We start from the raw sequence: 18,660 nt of genomic DNA on the forward strand, positions 1-18,660 counted from the left end.
ATGTCGTACGGAATCCCGCGCCCGCTTGTCACTCGATCTCGGTACCTTCGACGGGCTTTGCCCGCAGCTTGTCCAGCAGTTGACGGAAGTGGGTTTTTGCTGCCCACGTCCCGTACTCCTGTGTGGGTGCGGCCATCTCGATGACGTGGTGCGCTCTCGCCTTGAGTACGGCGCCCCACACCACGGCGTGCTGCTGAGCACTGCGCCCGCACTCGTGTGGCTCCCCGGGGAGGCAGAGCGGAAGCGGGTCGCCGATCTTGTTCGCCGAGTGGCGGACATACCGAGCGACATCGAGCCACTGATCAGGGGTCCGAGCCGGCTGCCACCCGTTGGCCATGTCGCCGGGCCATGGTGTCCAGTCCTGGCCGATCCCGTCGCCGTGGTCGTCCACTTCCGCTCCCTGCTCCGCCTGATGGGGCTCCGAGCCTAGGCGATCGACGCCCCGGGCGGGTCGCAGTGGCCCAGCGTCGGCACACACGGCTGACACGGGCCGCACATCGGAAGGAACTGCGGCGGCGGGCAGGCTTGAGCCTTGTCGCACTTCCGTTCGATCTCGGCGAGGGCGGCGGCGAGGCGTTCGCCCGACCAGATGTCTGCCAGCGACATTTCGAGCACGTTCCCGACCGGCATGAACCGACCGAGGACGCAGGGCACCACGTCGCCGCTCGGCAGTACGGCGCACTTCTCGTGCGCGCAGTGCCCACACAGGTCGGACACCTTCGGTTGCACCCCTCGGCTCGCCCTGCCGAACGCCCTCGTTCGGTCGCCGCCTACCTCCGTGAGCCCCAGACTCAGGAGGTCGGTTGCGGCCTGGACGGTCCGCTGACCGGGGTTGACGGCGATCACCCCGCCCCGGATGGGGATTCCGAGGGAGACGGCCCTCTCGACGTTCGAGCGGGTCTTCCGGTGCGACCCGCGGGTCTTAGTCACGGCGTCGTGGTCGTCGCCCTGGTCGCTGTAGTAGGACGTCGCGAGGCTGACGTTCCGGCTCGCGAACGTCTCCCACAGCTCCGGCGTGATGTGGGTCATGTTGCTGAAGACTTCGACGGACAGTTCACGGTCGCGGGCGTGGCCGATCAGGTCGGCGAGACCGGGGTACAGCGTCGGTTCGCCGCCGATGAACTGCACGTGCGCACCGCCCATGTCGGCGATCTGATCGATCACCGACCGCCAGTCAAGTTCGGTCATGATGCCGTGGTCGCCCTGCGGACCCGAGTCCGCGTAGCAGTGGGAGCAGGATTCGTTACAGAACCCGGTCACCTCCAACCACACGAACTCCAACCGGCTGGGGAGGGTCTTGGTACTCATGTGCGCCTCCTTGAGAGTGCCCGCCGGGGGGCGGGCAGGACCGTCCGCAGCTCCGGGCGGAGCCGCGGCGTTTCTCGGGGATGGTGATGGCCCGTCACTGCCGTGGTCACGGACGGAACGGGAGTCTGTGGGGTGCTACTGGGCGGACTTCGGCGGCCGGTTGGGGTGCCTCGCCTCGTACGGGTTCTCAACGTGCGGGGGGCCCGCACACGCGAGGGCCCAGAACTTTTCCTGGCCGTTCTGGTCGAAGTGGCGGAACTGCACGGCGGTCCGCGTGATGATTCCGGTGATCGGGTTGTGCTTCGTCGCACGCCGGACCACTTCGCCCCTGCGTCCGTCGTGGTGGACGTACCAGCCGCCCAAGGGCGGGAGCCCAAGGGCGTTGACACACAAACCGGACGCCCGGCGGTAGCACTGACAACCGCTCGCGTTCAGTTCCACCTCCAGCGCATATGCGGCGGTCTCGAACGTCTCGTGCGGGTCCGGCTCTGCGTGGTGGAGTCGGTGCCGTCTCGGGGTCGGCATGGTTCTCGTCTCCCTGTAGGTCTGGTGGTCCCGCCCGTCCGCGACGGGGGATGCGCGTACGGACGGGACCGGTCCCGCGCAGGGAAGCCCACTTCACGGGTGCAGCCACCCGGAGTGGCGGCGCGGGAGTCTTCGGGGCTTACGCGGCGTGACGCTCGTCGGCCGGCTCGCCGACGTAGAGCAGCGGCAGCCTGATGCCGACCAACGCGGCGGCGACGGCCTGGCGAATCCTGCGTTCCATGAACGGCAGTGTGAACATGGGGAGTTTGTCCATCGGGACCCACCGGAGTTCTTCGATCTCCGCGGCGGCCCCAATGGGTACTGAGAGAGCGGCGGCCTCGGCGTCGGGCACGACTCCGCCGTCGAGCACGATGTTCAGCCCCTCGGACGCGCCGTGTCCGGGTTGGCCGGGATCTGATCAATCGCCAACGCGTGCGTGAACTCGCGCTTCAACCCGATCCCCTCCGCCAGTTCACGAGCGGCGGCGTCAGCAAGCTGCTCGCCGGGATGGACGCCCCCACCGGGCAGGATGTGATCCTCCCGGTAGCGCGGCCTAACCAGCAGGACGTCGCCGTTCTGGCGGCGGATCAAGACCAGAACGCCGATGCGACGTCGCGGCGGGCGTGGGGGGGATGGTGCTGTATGCCACGGGTGGTCCCTCGATGGTGGTAGATAGATGGGCCCGCCCCGGGCATCCGGCCGCGACCAGTGCGTAAGTACCGTCCCCGGGGCGGGGGTTCCGGCCAGAGGATCAGGACTCCTCTGGCCGGTGGTTGAGGGGCGACCGCTCCCCGCCAAGGCGCGTTGGCGGGGAGCGGTGCGGCTCAACAAGGGCCGTTCGCCAACTGCCCTCGGACCCATCCGGCAGGGGAGGTCTTCCTGCCGGTACCCGTCCGTTCGCGGCCATCTTTCGCGAACGGACGTTGAACCCCGTCGTCACAGAGGATGAGCACTCGCGCTGCGACGACGGGAACTTGTCAGTCCGGCGGGCCCGGTTCCCATCCGCACCACTGGCCGGCCGGAGACTCCACCACCCACTCACGACCGCTGCCCTGCTCGCGCTGCGGGCGGGCAGCCGGCTCGGCCCTCAGTCCCATGCACAACCGGATCGCGGCCAGCGCCTCAGGAGTACATCGAAGGTCTCGCGGATTGGCGGCAAGTACGTCAACTCGACTGGTGTTCAAGGGACTTCACTCCTTCTTCGAGCGAGGGCGGGGGCGCACCTCGGGCTGGAGAGAAACCGCTCAATGTCCCGGTCTTGCAGCCGGATGCGACCCCGGGGCGACGCGAGCCGCCACCGGCCCGCGCGCCACCGACCGATCAGCCGGCTCCGAGTACGGAACGCCATCTCGCCAACGCGGCCACGAATGGCGAGGGTCGCCGCAGCAACCCGCCTAGCAACGAAACTTCGCTTCAAGGGCGTTACCTTCCCCGCTTGACGGCCGTTGCGGCGGCCAGTTCGACCGTCACGAGAGCGGCCGGCGGTGCGGGTTGCATCCCGTACCCGGCGCGATCTCCCTCGGGTTGCACTGTCGCAGCTGATCGGGCTTGGTCGTCCACTCCGGCCCCCCACCGAGCGGCCTCAGGAAGGCGGCCCCGCAGAGGAGTTCCACGAAGACCCCTTCCCGCGGCTTGCCGTCGTCGTCGCAGTGCGCCAAGTCCTTCACCACCTCGTGTCGAACGAGGCTGGACAGCACGGGCACGGACTTCGGGTCTTCGGACATGGGGGTCTCCGCAAAGATGCCATGGGGGATGAGCGCTTCAGCGTCTCGCCAACGGACAACTGCGCTCCGTGGCTGCGTGACTACCAGGGTGGCCCACTCTCCCCTACCATCGGAAGGTCCTCAACTTCCCAGTTAACCCAGGGGATTTGGAGTTGATCTTGTGAACCGCAAGAAGCTTGATCCACAGAAGTCTCCGCGAGATGCCTTCGGGGTCCGTCTTCGCATGTCACGCGAGGCAGCGGGCCTGAAGCAGCATGAACTCGGCGCCCTGATTGGCTACTCAGACACGCACATCTCTGCCGTCGAAACGGCCACCAAATCCCCCAGCCTTGACTTCGCGCGAAAATGCGATGAGCACCTTGGGCTGGAAGCGACCCTAGAGACGATGTGGTGGGGACTGAGGGCTTCCGCCCTGCTGGAAGGGTTCCCGGAGCACGCGGCACAAGAAGCTCGCGCAACCCGCATCATGGTCTTCGAAGCAAACATCGTGCCTGGGCTGCTCCAGACCGAGAGCTACGCCGCCGCGTTGGCCGCCGCCTCTGTTCGACGGGGCCGAATCACGGAGGCTCAGGCCGCCGAGCGGTTGAGGGTCCTCGCGAACCGGCAACAGCTACTTGATCGTGACAAGCCCCCACTGATCCACGCTGTTCTGGATGAAAGCTGCATCCGTCGAGCCATAGGAGGCCGGGCCCTGATGGCGGAACAGCTGTCTCACCTGGAGGCCCTAGCCACCCGCCCAAACGTGATCATCCAGATCTCACCGTTCTACCTCGCGGAACAGGCGCCGTTTCGCGTCTCCATGACCCTGCTCGGCTTCGCGAACCGAAAGGTGGTTGGCTACTCCGAGTCCCTTGAACGCGGCTACGTGGTGCGGAGCCCTCGCACTGTCGCAGCCTGGGAGGACGACTACCATCGACTCCAGGTTGAAGCGCCATCCCAGGTCGCTTCGCTGGAGATGATTCGCAAGGCACGAGAGGAACTGAGCGACCATGACTCCCCACCCTGACGAGCTGTCTCGTGCTGCCTGGTACAAGTCGACTTACAGCGACAACGGGGGCACCTGCGTAGAGACCACTGCCGACTTCCCTGGCCTGGCGCCCGTCCGTGACTCCAAGGACCCCGAGGGTCCTGCCCTCGTCTTCCCTGCCGACGCCTGGCAGTCGTTCGTCACCGCCGTCCGTTCCGGAGAGTTCGGCGACGTCTGACGTCGGCGTGCTGCCCTGAGACCCCGCCGCCCCTTTCCGGAGCGGCGGGGTCTCGTCGTCTCCTACCGGCATTTCCGGCACAGCTGTCCTGGCCTCTGGACATGCTTCCCGCACAGCCCATCGCACCCCTGGCACTCGTGCGCGTGCGGCCGGGGCCCTGCGGTTCCGGCGGCGCGGTTCCCCGTGGAGGCCCGCCCCGCCGCCCGCCGGTCCCGCGCACCTGTGATCAACTCTTCGGGTACCGCGGCGGGGACCGCGGCACAGGACGAACCATCAAAGGGGGATGGTCACATGGTCGAACTGTCGAACGGTGCGATGACCTGGGTGGCGGCCGGGGACAGCATCACCCGGGCCGCCCTGCACACCCACGGCGCGCGCGGCTGGGTGGAGCACGTGCAGGAACGCCTCTGCTGGCAGCTCGGCCGGCTGACGGACGTCGTGGTCAACACCGGCGTGTCCGGCTGGCGGGCCACCGACGTCCTCGGGGCGTACGACTTCGTCATCGGGCGGTTCGCACCGGACGTGCTGTCGCTCTCGCTGGGTACCAACGACGCCCCCGCCGGGCTGGAGGGGCTCGGGGAGTTCCGCGACGCCATGCGCGAGATCGTCGCCCGGTCCGCCGGCGCGCAGATCGTGCTGCACACGCCGCTCGTGGCCAGCCACGCCGGGCGCGCCGCCCGCCCCGAGCTGCCCGCGTACTGCCAGGCCGTGCGCGAACTCGCCGCGGAGACGGGCGCGTTGCTCGTCGACCACGAGGCGTACTGGCTCGCCGAGTTCCCCGGCGGCGAGGCGATCCCGTGGCTGGACGACCCCACGCACCCCAACGGCACCGGCCACCTGCACCTGGCCGACCACACGCTGCGCACACTGGGGCTGGGCGAACTCACCGCGCTGTGAGCGGGCCCCGCCGGGCGGGCCGTCGGGGCGGTTGCCGCTGATCGGCGGCTGGGCGGCGTCCGGAATTTTTGTCGGGTCCCTGTCTAGTTCGCTTGCGTCCTGGTGTGGTGGGATGTGCCCGTCACGGGATTTGAGGGCGCTGACGGGGGTGCGCGGTGAGGGGTGGACGGCTGTGCGGGCTGGACGGGGACGCGGCGCGGCTTGCCGCGGCGGGCCTGGTCCGGCTGGGTGCGCAGGAGTGGGTGGGCGACGCGGCCGGGGCTCCGGCGTGGCTGGGGCGGATGCGGGCGGCGTCGTTCGCGGACGCCTGGCTGGCGTTCGGCGAGCCGCCGGCGCCGGGGCTGCGGGTGCCGGCCGGGGAGGTCCTGCGGGCGCTCGCGTACCGGGCGGCGGAGCTGGTGCTCCAGGCGCGCGAGGGGGATGTGCCGGCGGTGCTGGAGTGGCTGGGACGGCGGTCGGCGGAGGCCCGTGAGCAGGCGGGCCGGGCGGAGGTGACGCACCCGGCCGAACCGGCCGCGCTCGCCCTGGTGTGGCACGGCGTCCAGGCGGTCACCGCCGACGCCGACGCCGACGGCGGGGGCGGGTACGGGGGCGGGGGCGCTTCGGCGGCCGAGGGCCGGGAGGCGCACGGCCGGCGCATCGACGAGCGGGGCGAGGCCTACGTCCGCGAGCGGCACCACCGCCGGGACACCCTGGCGCTGATGCTGGCCTGTGCCCGGATCGCGGCCGCCGCGCTGGTGGAGTCGTGCGGCGGCGATCCGGGCCGGGTGGACGGGTGGCTGGAGGAGGACGCGGCCCGGTACATGGCGCTCGGCGGCCCGGTGCCGCTGTGGGTGCCGGGCCGGCCGGGGCAGCCCACGGGGTGAGGCCGGCGGCTCGGCGGCTCGGCGGTTTAGTCGCCGGGGCTCAGCGGGCCGGGAGGCTGAGGGTGGCGTGCAGGCCGCCGCCGGGGGCGGGGGTGAGGCCGAGGTCGCCGTGGTGGGCGTCGGTGATGGCCGCGACGATGGCCAGGCCGAGGCCGTGACCGCGGCGGGCGGGGTCGGACTGCGCGGTGCGGCCGCGGCCCCGCAGGAAGGGCTCGGTGAGGGTGGGGACCGTCTCGGGGGCCAGGCGGGGGCCGGTGTTGGTGACGGTGAGCCGGACCCGGCCGGGGCCGGCGGGGTCCGCCCCGGTGGTGACGGTGACGGATCCGCCGGTCGGCAGGTTGTGGCGCAGCGCGTTCTGCAGCAGGTTGACGGCGGCCTGGCGCAGCAGGACCGGGTTGCCGGTGGCGGGGGCGGGCCGGCAGTCGGTGGTGACGGTGACGCCCAGGGCGGCGGCCTCCTCCTGGACGGCGGCGAGGGCGTCGCGGGTGGTGCGGGCCAGGTCGAGGGGTTCGAGTTCGGGGGCGGTGTGGCCGAGGTCGGCGAGTTGGAGGAGGGCTTCGCTGATCTCGATGCCGCGCTGGTTGGTGTCCTGGAGGCGGGTGACGAGGGTGGTCCAGTCCTGGCGGGCCGGGTCGGCGGCGGCGACCTGGAGCATGGTGCGGGTGATGGCCAGGGGGGTGCGCAGTTCGTGGGAGGCGTTGGCGGCGAAGCGCTGCTGGGCGTCGAAGGAGCGCTGGAGGCGTTCGAGCATCTCGTCGAAGGCGTCGGAGAGGTCGGTGAACTCGTCGCGGGGGCCGGCGAGGGCGATGCGGTGTTCGAGTGCTCCGCTCGCGGCGCGGTGGGCGGCACTGGTGATGTCCTGGAGGGGGCGCAGGACGCGGCCGGCGATGAACCAGCCGCCGATCGTGCCGACGGCGGTGAGCAGGGCCAGGGCGTAGCCGGAGATGGTGAGCAGGGAGCGGAGGATCTCCTGGCGGGAGGGTGCGGAGAGGCGGTCGCGGGGGTTGGAGGAGGTGAGCGGGTAGTTGGGGATGTAGCGCATGCCGATGTAGACGACGGCCAGGCAGAGGGTGCCGGTGATGACGGCGAAGAGGGTGTAGCTGAGGGTGAGCCGCAGGCGGGCGGTCAGGCGGCGCGGCCGCGGCGCGGGGCGGGTGCGGGGCGGGGCGCTCACGTGGGGGTGCCGTCGGTGAGGCGGTAGCCGACGCCGGGCACGGTCTGGATCACCCAGGGTTCGCCGAGTCGTTTGCGCAGGCCGGAGATGGTGATGCGGACGGCGTTGGTGAACGGGTCGGCGTTCTCGTCCCAGGCGCGTTCGAGGAGGTTCTCGGCGCTGATGACGCCGCCGCGTGCGGTCATCAGGACCTCCAGGACGGCGAACTGCTTGCGGGAGAGGGCGACGTAGCGGCCGTCGCGGTAGACCTCGCGGCGGAAGGGGTCCAGGCGCAGTCCGGCGTATTCGAGGACGGGGGGCGCGGCCTGGGCGGGGCGGCGGGCCAGGGAGCGCAGCCGGACGACGAGTTCGGCGAGGTCGAAGGGTTTGGTCAGGTAGTCGTCGGCGCCGAGTTCGAAGCCGGCGACCTTCTCGTTGAGGCGGGCGGCGGCGGTGAGCATGAGGACGCGGCAGCCCAGGCGGTGCTCGACGATGGTGCGGCAGACGTCGTCGCCGTGGGTGCCGGGGATGTCGCGGTCCAGGACGACGACGTCGTAGGTGTGGACGGCGAGGCGTTCGAGGGCGGCATCGCCGTCCGTGACGATGTCGCAGGCGATCGCCTCCAGGCGCAGGCCCGCCTGGACCGCCTCGGCGAGGTAGATCTCGTCCTCCACCACCAGGACCCGCACGCGCTGTTCTCCCGTCCCGCTCTTGCTGTCGTTGCCGTTGTCGTTGCCGTTGCCGTTGCCGTTGCCGTTGGTGTCCATTGGACACGAACGGGCCTATCGAAAACGTATCGGTTAGTGCAGACGTCCTGGTAACACCGCATTTCCTCCCATGGTGTGGCCGCCGGGTTTCCCCGTCGCGGCGAGATGACGAGCGCCGGGAGGCAGCGATGGACGGGACGACGCGCCAGGAGGCGACGCGGTGGCGGACGGCGGGAGGTGGCCGGCGGGCGGTGGCCGTGGGCACCGGGGCGGTGGTGGTGCTGGCGCTGGCCGGCGCCTGCGCGGCCGCCGATCCGCCGGCGACCGAGGCGGCGCTGCGGACCCTGGCGGCCACCGTCGCGCCGTTCTCCTCCTCCCTCGCTCCGGGGCCTGGCTCCTCGGCGGGGGCGGACGGCGACATTCCCGACGGCACGACGCTGACCCCGTTCGACACCGGGGCGCCGGCGGTGGGCAACCTGGACGGGCCGCTGCTGGAAGCCGTCCAGCAGGCCGCCCGGGACGCGCGCGCCCAGGGCATCGAGATGACCGTCACCTCGGGCTGGCGCAGCAAGGAGTACCAGCAGCGGCTGCTCGACAAGGGGGTGGCCAGGTACGGGAGTCTGGAGCGGGCCAGGCAGTTCGTGAACACGCCGGAGAAGTCGGCGCACGTCTCGGGCAAGGCGATCGACATCGGTCCGACCAATGCCGACTACTGGCTGATCCAGCACGGTGCGCGGTACGGGCTCTGCCAGGTGTACGCCAACGAGATCTGGCACTTCGAGCTACTGACCAGCCCTGGCGGGACCTGTCCGGCCCAGTTGCCCGACGCGGCCGGGTAGGGGGCGTTCGTGACCCGATCGCAGGAGGGGCTCGCGCCGGGGGCGGGGGCGGTCTCAAGGCCGGAGGCGGGGCCGGTGGCGGAGGCGGGCCCGGAGGCGGGGGACGCCTCGGCAGGTGTCTCCCGCCCGGCCGGCCGGCGACGCCGTCGGCAGCGGCGCCCGCCGGTCGGGCGCTGGCGGCGCGGCCGCGTGGCCGCCGCCGTGGCCCTGCTGACCGCCCTCGCCCTGGCCGGTCACCGGCGGGTGCCGAGCCTGGGCGTCCACTTGGGGAGCCTGTGGGAGAGCGCCCTGCCCTGGGCCGGCGTCGTGGTGCCCGCCGTCCTGCTCGTCGCCGCGCTGCGCCGCGCGCCGGTGCCGGCGTGCGCCGCGGTGGTGCTGGCCGCGGTGTGGGCCGTCGTGCTCGGGCCGGTGCTCGCCGGCGGCGGCCCGCCGCCGGGGGGCGGTGCGGGCCCGGCCGGCGGTGCGGGCCTGACCGTGGTCACCCACAACGTGAGCGCTCAGAACCCGGACCCCGCCGGCACGGCCCGGGCGCTGCTCGTCGCCCGCCCCGACCTGGTCGCCCTGGAGGAGGTCACCGACGCCGCGCTGCCCGTCTACCAGCACGTGTTGGACGCCGAACTGCCGCACCGCACGCGGATCGGCACCGTCGCGCTGTGGAGCCGCTACCCGCTGACCGACGCACGGCGGCTGACCATCGACCCGGGCTGGAGCCGTTCGCTGCGGGCCGAAGTCCAGGCCCCCGGTGGGCCGTTGGCCGTGTACGTGGTCCATCTCGCCTCCGTCCGGCTCAACGTCACCGGCTTCGCCACCGCTCACCGCGACCGCAACCTCGCCGCGCTCGGCGCCGCGCTGGACGAGGAGCCCCTGCGCCGGGTGCTGCTGCTGGGCGACCTCAACACCGCCGCCGGGGACCACGCGCTCGCCCCGGTCACCAGTCGGCTGAGCTCCGCGCAGGACAGCGCGGGCGGCGGCTTCGGGTTCACCTGGCCGGCGGTCTTCCCGCTGGCCCGGATCGATCACGTCATGACCCGGGGCCTGTCCGCGACCGCCGCCTGGACCCTGCCCGCCACCTCCAGCGACCACCTGCCCGCCGCCGCCCGGCTGACGCCGTGAGGGGCGTGCGGGCGGCGGGGGCGGGGGGCTGCCGGTGTCAGGCGAGGAGGTCGGACTGGAGGGTGACCACCTGGCGGAAGGCCGCGTCCGGGACGCCGTCGGGGTTGGTCATGGTGACGACGGCGACGAGGTCGGAGGCGCAGAGGTAGGCGACGCGGCCGGTCGGGGTGCCCTTGGCGCCCTTCGCCGAGCTCTCCTGGGCGTCCAGGTGGACGCCCTCGACGGTGTCCCAGGCGCTGTGGGAGGTGCTCTTCGCACCGGGCAGGGCAGTGGGCCTGGCGTCGGAGCGCAGGGAGGAGAAGACGTTCCAGGACTCGAAGGAGGCGCCGAAGCGCAGCAGCCGGATCTGGGTGCGGGTGCCGTCGGAGGCCGTCCACTCCCGTACGGTGGCCGCCCGGCAGGCGTCCTGCAGGAGCAGTGCGCGGAGCTCGGCCGGGTCCTGCTGGTCGGCGAGGATCGCGTCGCAGGTGACCCAGTCGGCCGGGGCCTGGCCGGCGGGGGCCGTGGACGGGCTCGCGCCCGCCGAGGCCGACGCCGAGGCGGAGGCGGAGGCGGAGGCGGTCGGGGTCTGGCTCGGGGTCGGGGTCGCGCTCGCCGACGGGGTGCCGGTGGCCGCGGCGGTGGGAACCGGGTAGAGCGCCGGGGTGAGGCTGCCGCCGGCCTCCTTGGGGGCGGGCAGCAGCAGGTAGCGCAGGTCCGCGGCGTGCAGGGCGTTCTTGCCGCCCGTACGGTCCGGCGTGCTGCTGCCGGAGGGCAGCGGCGGCAGCGTCAGCGGCGGGAAGGTGTAGCGGCCGTCGCCCGGGGTGGCCAGGCCGGGCAGGTCGGTGCGCTCGGGGGCGGTGACGGCCAGCGCGGCGCCGGTGCCCGCGAGGGCGAACACCAGGGTGGCGGTGGCCCAGCGCGCGGCCGCCCTGCGGCGGGCGCTGCGCCGGGCGAGGCGGGCCTCGTGCTCCTCGGGGGTCTCCGCGGCGGGAGCGGCGGGGAACTCGGCGGGGGTGCCCGCGGGGGTCTCGGCGAGGGCGTCCACAGGGATCTCCGCAAGGGCGGCGGGCTCGTGCGGGGTGGCGTGGTCGGTCATGCGGACGCTCCCGGGCGGGCGAGGCGGTCGAGCTGCAGGGTGAAGAGGGCGACGATCCGGTCCTTGGGCAGCGGTGCCACGCCCTCGACGTTCATGACCACCAGCAGGTCGCCCTCGGCGGCCGAGCACTCCAGGTAGTCGATCGGCGCGGACGGCGGCGCCGGCATCAGGTAGCAGTGCGCCTCGGGGTGGCCCGGGATCTCCGGGCCGATCCGGAACAGGCCGGTGTCGCCGGTGAAGACCGCGGTGTACTCGTTGAGCTTCTGCACTTCCTGCTGGTTGAACTGGCGCAGCTTCAGGCCGACCACCAGGTCGTCCTCGCTGGTCCGGTACGTCCGCACGCCGGTGGCCTTGACGTGCAGGCCCTCCCAGTAGGAGCGGAGCTTGTCGCGCTTGTCCTTGGGGATCTGCTGGAGTTCGTCGTCCAGTTCGGCGGACAGGAACTCGGCGCCGAGTTCGGTGTCGTTGCCGTAGCCGCCCTCGTCCGGGCCGGGTTCGTAGCCGGCCGGGACGGGCAGCAGCAGGTCGCGCAGCGAACCGAAGTGGTTGCCGTTGGACTTGGCGCCGAACGGCGTGGCGGTCGCAGTCGGGACGGGCGCGGCGGACGGCCCGGCGGCGACGGCCGGGGCGGGGTCGTCGTACTGGGTCTTGATGATGCCGACGCCGATGGCCACCCCGGCCAGCGCCGCCGCGGCCGTCGCGGCGCCCGCGCGCAGCAGGCGGCGGGAGGCGGGGCGCGGGGCGGCGGGAGCGGTGGGCACGGCGGCGGTCGGCGCGGCGGGCTCGGCGGCGAACTGCTGCTCGGCGGCGGGCTGTTCGGCGGCGGCCGGGGCCGCCTCGGCGGCGGTCGGCGCCGGCGTGGCGGCCGGGGTCCCGGTCATGCTGTTGTCGGTCATACCAGCCGCTCCCATTGCTGCTTGGCGAGGTCCTTCACGACGTCGGGGTTCACCGGCTTGGGGTCGAAGACCTCGACCACCATCGCCACCGTGCCGCGCTGGGCTACGGCCTGGCCGTAGTAGTACCGATCGGCGCTGTCGGCCCAGTACCTGGGTGTCTCGTCCACCCGGTAGCCGCCGTTGGCGCCGTCGGCGAACGGCTTCAGGTTGCGGGTGGTGCCGACGGCGTGCGTGGCGGCTTCGTTGGCGCGGTCCGGCGCGTACTGGACCAGCGACACGCGGTACCTGGTGTCGCCCTTCTTCCAGTTCACCTCGGCCGCGCGCCGGAAGCCCCGGGAGTTCAGGTCCTTGAAGTCGCGGACCGCGCTGTCGCTGTGCTCGGCGAGCTCGCCGACCGACACCCAGCTCGGCTTGTCCGGGAATTCTCCCCAGGCGGCGCTGCCGTCCGGGGCACCGATCAGCAGCTTGAGCAGGTCGCCGTCGATGGCCAGCGGTTTGGGCTGCTGGGCGGCGAAGGCGGTCGGGTCGACCGCCGCGGCCGGGTAGGACGGGCGCGCGACCTGGATCGGCGGCAGCGGCGTCGGCGGGCGCTGGGCCTGGACGGCGTAGCCGACGCCGCCGCCGACCAGGGTGCCCAGCACCAGGCCGGACACCGCCAGCAGCACCGGGCGCGGGCGGCGCGGGGCGCGGGGCGCCCGCTCGGGGCCGGCCGACAGGAGCTCGGGGCCCGGCGCGTCGGACGGCACTTCAGTGGCGAACTGCGGTGCAGCGGAAGGAAGTTCAGCGGAAGACGGTTCGGCGGGCATGGCGGCGGGCCGCGGCGGGGCGGCGGGCGCCGGCGCGGTGCCGGGCGGGGGCAGCGCGGGTTCGGTGGTCACGGGATGGCTCCAGAGGAGGGTGGGGAGGACGGCGTCGGGGCGGGCGGCGGCGCGGGTTCAACCGCGTTCAGCCGCGTTCAGCCGCCGGAGGCGAGCCACTCGCGCTGGCGCTTCATCAGCCCGCTCAGCAGCGCCTTGTCCGGTGTCCCCTTCACCTCGACGTCGATCGTGTACTGGACGTCGCCCTGGCTGGAGATGCCGGTCATCGAGCCGGTGTACGCCTGCTGCTTGGGCTTGTGCAGGTAGCCGTGGGCGTTCGGGTCGCCGTCGATGTCGATCGGGTCCTGCGACTTGAGGGTGTATCCCTGGACGAACTCGCGCGCCATCGAGGTGGAGCCGAAGCGCAGCAGGGTGACGGTGACCTCGGCCTTGCCGTCGGCCGTCCGGTACATCCGGGTGGCGCCCGACTGGTAGCCGTACGAGCCGAGGATGTCCATGATGCCGTCCTGCTTGCCGAACAGGTCGGCGACGTCGTCGTTGGTCATGGTCATCCCGTCCGCGGGCCCGTACGACTCGCCGCCGTCCGGGATCGGGAGCAGGAAGTAGCGCAGGTCGCCCTCGTGCTTGCCGCCGTTGACGGTCCCCTTGACGGTGCTGGCCGGTTTGGGGGTGGTCGGGGCGGCGGTGGGCGTCGGCACCGGTACCGGGGTGGCGGAGGGCGTCGGACTCGGGCTGGCGGTGGTGGTGGCCGGCGCGGGTGCGGCGGCGGCCGGGCGGGTGTCCGGCCTGCCGACGGCGACGGTCACCGCGGCGCTGGTCGCCGTGACGGCGAGCAGGCCGGCGGTGGCCAGTACGACGCCGACGGCGCGCGGCAGCCGGCGCGCGGCCGGTTCGGGTGCGACGGCGTGCTGCGGCGCGGCGTCGGGCTGCGGTACAGAGGCATGCTCCGGTACGGCGGCGTGCTCCGGTACGGCGGCGTGCTCCGGTACGGCGGCGTGCTCCGGTACGGCGGGGTGCTGCGGCGCAGCGGGGTGCTGCGGTACGGCGGCCGGTTGCGGCGCAGCGTCGGGCTGCTCCGGAACGGCGGCTGTCTCGTTTTCGGGCGCGGACAAGGAACTCCCCCGGGAGAATGTGGGATCTCGCGCGCGGACTCCCTCGCAAACCGCTCCCCGGCGGTTCTCCGGACCGTCCATCACGCGTCTCAGCAGGCATTATGAGAGACCGTTCGCACCGCTGCCAACAAAGTTAATCGCCGCACTCCGGTCCAATACTCGATGAATCGGACACGTCGTGATGTAACCGCAACAGGCGATCCGGGCACGGTACCGCGGTACCGTGCCCCTTCCGATGATCGGTCCGGGGTACCACGGATCGCGCCGGCGCCGCACCTAGCGTGGAGTGTGAGGGAGGCCGGGACGGTCCGGCCCCGGAGCGTAGGGGTGAGCGATGATCGAGGCGCACCAGCTGACGAAGCGGTACGGGGAGAAGACCGCCGTCGACCGGCTCGACTTCACGGTCAAGCCCGGCACGGTCACCGGCTTCCTCGGGCCCAACGGCGCCGGGAAGTCCACCACCATGCGGATGATCGTCGGACTGGACGCGCCCACCAGCGGCTCGGTGCGCGTCAACGGGCGCCGTTACGCGGCTCACGCGGCGCCGTTGCAGGAGGTCGGGGCGCTGCTGGAGGCCAAGTCGATCCACCCGGGGCGCTCCGCGTTCAACCACCTCATGGCCCAGGCGCACACCCACGGCATCCCGCGCTCGCGGGTGGAGGAGGTCGTCGAGCTGACCGGGCTGCAGTCGGTGGCCAGGAAGCGTGCCGGGGCGTTCTCGCTGGGCATGGGCCAGCGGCTGGGGATCGCGGCGGCGCTGCTGGGCGACCCGGCGACGGTGATGCTGGACGAGCCGGTCAACGGCCTCGACCCGGAGGGCGTGCTGTGGATCCGCAACCTCCTCACCTCGCTGGCCGCCGAGGGCCGCACCGTCTTCGTGTCCTCGCACCTGATGAGTGAGGTCGCGCTGGTCGCCGACCACCTGATCATCGTCGGGCGGGGCCGGCTGCTGGCCGACACCACCGTGCAGGACCTGGTCCGCCAGGCCGGCGGCGACGTGGTGAAGGTGGCCAGCGCCGATCCGGCCCGGCTGCGCACGGCGCTGGCCGGGCCCGGGGTGGAGGTCACCGGCCGTTCCGGCTCGGAGGAGCTCCTCGTCACCGGCCTGGCCGCGCGGGAGATCGGCCTGCGGGCCGCCGAGCAGGGCATCGCCCTGTTCGAACTCACCACCCGCACGGTCTCCCTGGAGGAGGCGTTCATGGAGCTGACCAGGGACGCCGTGGAGTACCACGGCACCACCACCGCGACCGGGCCCGCCGCCAGTGCGGGTGCCGGCGCCGAGTCCCCGAGGAGCGCGGCATGAGCACCATCGCACCGAACCAGACGTCCGCGGCCGCCGACCGGCGCCCCGCGCGCCCCGCCTACCGGGTGACGCCCGTGCGCGTGCTGCGCTCGGAGTGGGCCAAGCTGTGGTCGCTGCGCTCGACCTGGATCACGCTGGGCCTGGGCCTGCTGTTCCTGGTCGCCTTCGGGCTGATCGCCGCGTTCCAGTTCAAGTCGAGGATCACCTCGGGGCGCCCGATGGACCGGGGGGACTTCGCCGACGCCAGTGCCCTGAGCCTGTCGCTGTTCGGCACCAACTTCGCGCAGCTGGCGTTCGGCGTCCTGGGCGTGCTGGTCGCCGCGGGCGAGTACTCCACCGGCATGATCCGCTCCACCCTGGCCGCGGTGCCGCGCCGGCTGCCGGTGCTGTGGTCCAAGGCGGCGGTGTACGGCGTGGTGGTGCTGCTGCTGGGCACCGTCGGGGTGTTCGTCGCCTTCGCGGCCGACAGCGGCATCCTCTCCGGCACCCGCGCGGCGATGACGTTCTCCGACGCCGGCGTCCTGCGCGGCCTGCTGGGGGCCGGGCTCTACCTCGCCCTGGTGGGCGTGATCGGCGTCGCGCTGGGCGCGCTGCTGCGGTCGGTGGCGGGCGGCATCTCGGTGCTGGTGGCCTCGCTGATGCTGGTCCCCGGCCTGATCTCGCTGCTGCCCTCGTCCTGGCAGGACCACATCAGCCCGTACCTGCCCAGCCACGCGGGCGAGGCGTTGTTCGCCCTGCACCACGACGCGACCACGCTGTCGCCCGCCGCGGGGCTGGCGGTGTTCCTGCTGTGGACGGTGCTCGCCCTGGCGGGCGCGGCCGTGCGGCTGGTGCGCAGCGACGCCTGAGGGCTGGGAGACTGCGTGGACGTCCCGGTGCGGTGCCCGTTCGAGTCGGGTGCCGCACCGGGCGCGTTTCGTATCCGTTTCCGTATCCGTTTTCGTGTCCGTTTTCGTGTCCGTTCCGGGATGAGGTTGGACGAAGGTGACGACCGTTGCGGATGAGCTGGACGAGGGTGACGCCGTGAGCGAGCACGACACCGCCGCGGGGGCGGGGGGCGACCCGCTGTCGGGGCACCCGGTGTTCGCGCGCCTGGCCCGGCTGGGGCAGCGGGCGCGGCAGGCGGACCGCGACCACCCGTGGGTGCTGGACACCGCGGTGGTGGCCGCGGTCTTCCTGCTGTTCTGCCTGCCGGACCTGCTGCCCTTCCACGACGGCGGGGAGCGGGCGCGCGAGCACCGGATCGTCTTCGCCCGCCCGCCGCTGGCGGCGATGCTGGCCTTGCAGGCGGGGCTGCTGCTGCCGCTGCTGTGGCGCCGGCGGCGACCGGCGGCGGCGTTCGCGGCGGTCGCGGCGGTGTTCGTCCTGCAGTGGTCGCTGGGGGTGGCGCTGCGCGCGGACGTCGCGCTGCTCGTCGCCCTCTACAGCCTGGCCCTGCACGGGAGCCTGCGGCACCTGGCGTGGGCGTGCGCGGCGATGGCCGGCGCGTCGGCGCTGGTCGCGGTGGAGCTGTCCGGCGGGCTGCCGGTCGGGGACGCGCTGTTCTTCCTGTTCAGCGCGGCGACGGCGGCGGTGGCCGTCGGCATCGCGGTGCGCATCCGCCGGGCCCAGCTCGCCGGGCTGCGCGAGCGGGCGGCGCGGCTGGAGGTCGAGCGCGACCAGCGCAGCCGGCTGGCCACCGCCACCGAGCGCACCCGGGTGGCCCGGGAGATGCACGACATCATCGGCCACAACCTGTCCGTGATCATCACCCTGGCGGACGGCGGCGCGTACGCGACCGAGGCCTCCCCCGAGCGGGGCCGGGAGGCGCTGCTGCTGATCGGGGAGACCAGCCGCCAGGCGCTGGGCGAGCTGCGGCGCATGCTCGGCGTCCTGCGCGACCAGGGCGGCGAGCAGGGCCCCGAGTTCACACCGCAGCCGGGCATCGCCGACCTCGACGGGCTGTGCGCGCGCATCCGGGCCGCCGGGCCGCAGGTCGTGTACACCGCGCGCGGCGAGGTGGGGCGGCTGGACCGCGGGGTGCAGCTGATGGCGTACCGCATCGTCCAGGAGGCGCTCACCAACACCCTCAAGCACGCCGGGCCCGACACCCGGGCGCACGTGACGCTGGCCGCCGAGGGCGGCCGGCTGCGGGTGCGGGTGCGGGACGCCGGTCCGCCCGGCGGTCCACCCGGCGGGGCGGTGCGCGGCGGTGCGGCGGGCGGCGGTGCGGCGGGCGAGGAGGGGCACGGTCTCACGGGCATGCGCGAACGCGCGGCCCTGTACGGGGGCACCGTCACCGCCGGGCCCGGGCCCGGGGCAGGATGGACCGTGGAGGCCGTCCTCGACCTCACCCCCGACGGGCCCGACGGACCCGACGGCCTCGGCGGACCCGGCGGACCCGGCGCCTTCACCTCCGATCCCGACCCCGACCCCGACCCGACAGGCGGCCTGACGTGACCACGGTCCTCATCGTCGACGACCAGCCGCTCCAGCGGTACGGCTTCCGGATGCTGCTGGAGAGCCAGCCCGGCACGGAGGTCGTCGGCGAGGCCGCGCACGGCGCCGAGGCCGTACGCCTGGCGGCCGACCTGCGGCCCGACGTCGTCCTGATGGACATCCGGATGCCCGGCATGGACGGCATCGAGGCCACCCGCCGCATCGTCGCCACCGGCGGGCGCTCGCGCATCCTCGTCCTGACCACCTTCGACCTCGACGAGTACGCCCACGCCGCGCTGCGCGCCGGCGCCAGCGGCTTCCTCCTCAAGGACGCCCGCCCGGAGGACCTCCTGGCCGGGATCCGCGCCGTCTCCGAGGGCGACGCCGTCGTCGCCCCCGCCATCACCCGGCGCCTCCTGGACGCCTACGCCCACCACCTGCCCGTGCGCCCGCCCGGCGCGGCCGCCGAGGACGACCCGCGGCTGAACGCCCTGACCGAGCGCGAGCGCGAGATCCTGGTCGCGGTCGGCCGGGGCTGGACCAACGGCGAGATCGCCCAGCGCCTGGTGCTCGCGGAGTCGACCGTCAAGACGCACGTCAGCCGGGTGCTGGCGAAGATCGGCGCCCGGGACCGGGTACAGGCCGTGATCTTCGCCTACGACCGCGGCCTGAACCGGCCGAACCCGCCGGCCTGAGCC

The 18,660-nt window shown here is 73.0% G+C and carries 20 protein-coding genes; 10 read left to right on the forward strand and 10 right to left on the reverse strand.

All coding sequences use genetic code 11. The annotated features are described in order from the left end of the window. Positions 1-28: 28 nt before the first annotated feature. From ACFV6D_RS13700 to ACFV6D_RS13715, 4 genes are all read right to left on the reverse strand, one after another. Complete coding sequence (locus tag ACFV6D_RS13700) at positions 29-391, reverse strand: hypothetical protein (protein WP_380559756.1); 363 nt, start codon at positions 389-391, stop codon at positions 29-31. 35 nt (positions 392-426) lie between these two features. Beyond that, positions 427-1,308, reverse strand: a complete 882-nt coding sequence (locus ACFV6D_RS13705; RefSeq protein ID WP_380378215.1) for a radical SAM protein — start codon at positions 1,306-1,308, stop codon at positions 427-429. A 900-nt stretch (positions 1,309-2,208) separates the two neighbouring features. Continuing rightward, entirely contained in the window at positions 2,209-2,694 is a 486-nt protein-coding gene (locus ACFV6D_RS13710) for an NUDIX domain-containing protein (RefSeq protein WP_380559758.1), read from the reverse strand. Positions 2,695-3,299: 605 nt separating this feature from the next. Continuing rightward, a complete protein-coding gene (locus ACFV6D_RS13715; RefSeq protein ID WP_380378211.1) occupies positions 3,300-3,557 on the reverse strand; it encodes a hypothetical protein in 258 nt (85 codons plus the stop codon). A gap of 160 nt (positions 3,558-3,717) precedes the next feature. Between ACFV6D_RS13715 and ACFV6D_RS13720 the strand changes: the two genes are divergently transcribed. From ACFV6D_RS13720 to ACFV6D_RS13735, 4 genes are all read left to right on the forward strand, one after another. Then, entirely contained in the window at positions 3,718-4,563 is an 846-nt protein-coding gene (locus tag ACFV6D_RS13720) for a Scr1 family TA system antitoxin-like transcriptional regulator (protein WP_380559760.1), read from the forward strand. Continuing rightward, the gene (locus ACFV6D_RS13725; protein ID WP_380378207.1) at positions 4,547-4,762 is read left to right on the forward strand and encodes a DUF397 domain-containing protein; all 216 of its coding nucleotides are present in this window, start codon (positions 4,547-4,549) and stop codon (positions 4,760-4,762) included. The genes ACFV6D_RS13720 and ACFV6D_RS13725 overlap by 17 nt, the downstream gene beginning before the upstream one ends. 291 nt (positions 4,763-5,053) lie before the next feature. Further along, positions 5,054-5,659, forward strand: a complete 606-nt coding sequence (locus ACFV6D_RS13730; protein WP_380559762.1) for an SGNH/GDSL hydrolase family protein — start codon at positions 5,054-5,056, stop codon at positions 5,657-5,659. 155 nt (positions 5,660-5,814) lie between these two features. After that, the gene (locus tag ACFV6D_RS13735; protein ID WP_380559764.1) at positions 5,815-6,525 is read left to right on the forward strand and encodes a hypothetical protein; all 711 of its coding nucleotides are present in this window, start codon (positions 5,815-5,817) and stop codon (positions 6,523-6,525) included. A 40-nt stretch (positions 6,526-6,565) separates the two neighbouring features. On the opposite strand, the gene ACFV6D_RS13740 is transcribed toward ACFV6D_RS13735, so the two are convergent. Both ACFV6D_RS13740 and ACFV6D_RS13745 read right to left on the reverse strand, forming a co-directional pair. Beyond that, entirely contained in the window at positions 6,566-7,699 is a 1,134-nt protein-coding gene (locus ACFV6D_RS13740) for a sensor histidine kinase (protein WP_380494859.1), read from the reverse strand. Next, positions 7,696-8,367, reverse strand: a complete 672-nt coding sequence (locus ACFV6D_RS13745) for a response regulator transcription factor (RefSeq protein ID WP_063353004.1) — start codon at positions 8,365-8,367, stop codon at positions 7,696-7,698. Before ACFV6D_RS13745 ends, ACFV6D_RS13740 begins: the two co-directional genes overlap by 4 nt. Positions 8,368-8,573: 206 nt before the next feature. Between ACFV6D_RS13745 and ACFV6D_RS13750 the strand changes: the two genes are divergently transcribed. Further along, the gene (locus tag ACFV6D_RS13750; protein ID WP_380494857.1) at positions 8,574-9,224 is read left to right on the forward strand and encodes a M15 family metallopeptidase; all 651 of its coding nucleotides are present in this window, start codon (positions 8,574-8,576) and stop codon (positions 9,222-9,224) included. A 189-nt stretch (positions 9,225-9,413) separates the two neighbouring features. Further along, a complete protein-coding gene (locus ACFV6D_RS13755; RefSeq protein WP_380559766.1) occupies positions 9,414-10,337 on the forward strand; it encodes an endonuclease/exonuclease/phosphatase family protein in 924 nt (307 codons plus the stop codon). Positions 10,338-10,374: 37 nt separating this feature from the next. Here ACFV6D_RS13755 and ACFV6D_RS13760 read toward each other — a convergent pair whose 3' ends face one another. The 4 genes from ACFV6D_RS13760 to ACFV6D_RS13775 all read right to left on the reverse strand — a co-directional run bounded on the left by ACFV6D_RS13760 (position 10,375) and on the right by ACFV6D_RS13775 (position 14,241). Continuing rightward, the gene (locus ACFV6D_RS13760) at positions 10,375-11,415 is read right to left on the reverse strand and encodes a hypothetical protein (protein WP_380559768.1); all 1,041 of its coding nucleotides are present in this window, start codon (positions 11,413-11,415) and stop codon (positions 10,375-10,377) included. Then, positions 11,412-12,311, reverse strand: coding sequence for a hypothetical protein (locus ACFV6D_RS13765; RefSeq protein WP_380559770.1), 900 nt, complete (start codon positions 12,309-12,311; stop codon positions 11,412-11,414). The genes ACFV6D_RS13760 and ACFV6D_RS13765 overlap by 4 nt, the downstream gene beginning before the upstream one ends. Next, entirely contained in the window at positions 12,308-13,189 is an 882-nt protein-coding gene (locus ACFV6D_RS13770) for a hypothetical protein (protein WP_380559772.1), read from the reverse strand. Before ACFV6D_RS13770 ends, ACFV6D_RS13765 begins: the two co-directional genes overlap by 4 nt. Before the next feature lie 77 nt (positions 13,190-13,266). Then, a complete protein-coding gene (locus ACFV6D_RS13775) occupies positions 13,267-14,241 on the reverse strand; it encodes a hypothetical protein (RefSeq protein ID WP_380559773.1) in 975 nt (324 codons plus the stop codon). A 334-nt stretch (positions 14,242-14,575) separates the two neighbouring features. On the opposite strand from ACFV6D_RS13775, the gene ACFV6D_RS13780 reads away from it, so the two are divergent. From ACFV6D_RS13780 to ACFV6D_RS13795, 4 genes are all read left to right on the forward strand, one after another. Further along, positions 14,576-15,544: an ATP-binding cassette domain-containing protein gene (locus ACFV6D_RS13780; protein ID WP_063352845.1), complete on the forward strand. Its 969-nt coding sequence runs from the start codon at positions 14,576-14,578 to the stop codon at positions 15,542-15,544. Then, positions 15,541-16,392 carry an ABC transporter permease gene (locus ACFV6D_RS13785; protein ID WP_380559775.1) on the forward strand — a complete coding sequence of 284 codons (852 nt, stop codon included), beginning with the start codon at positions 15,541-15,543 and terminating at the stop codon, positions 16,390-16,392. Before ACFV6D_RS13780 ends, ACFV6D_RS13785 begins: the two co-directional genes overlap by 4 nt. A 175-nt stretch (positions 16,393-16,567) precedes the next feature. Further along, entirely contained in the window at positions 16,568-17,983 is a 1,416-nt protein-coding gene (locus ACFV6D_RS13790; RefSeq protein ID WP_380559841.1) for a sensor histidine kinase, read from the forward strand. Then, positions 17,980-18,657 carry a response regulator transcription factor gene (locus ACFV6D_RS13795; protein ID WP_063352848.1) on the forward strand — a complete coding sequence of 226 codons (678 nt, stop codon included), beginning with the start codon at positions 17,980-17,982 and terminating at the stop codon, positions 18,655-18,657. Before ACFV6D_RS13790 ends, ACFV6D_RS13795 begins: the two co-directional genes overlap by 4 nt. The last annotated feature ends 3 nt before the right edge of the window (positions 18,658-18,660 follow it).

This window comes from Kitasatospora sp. NPDC059812 (genome assembly GCF_042732075.1).
Lineage (GTDB): Bacteria > Actinomycetota > Actinomycetes > Streptomycetales > Streptomycetaceae > Kitasatospora.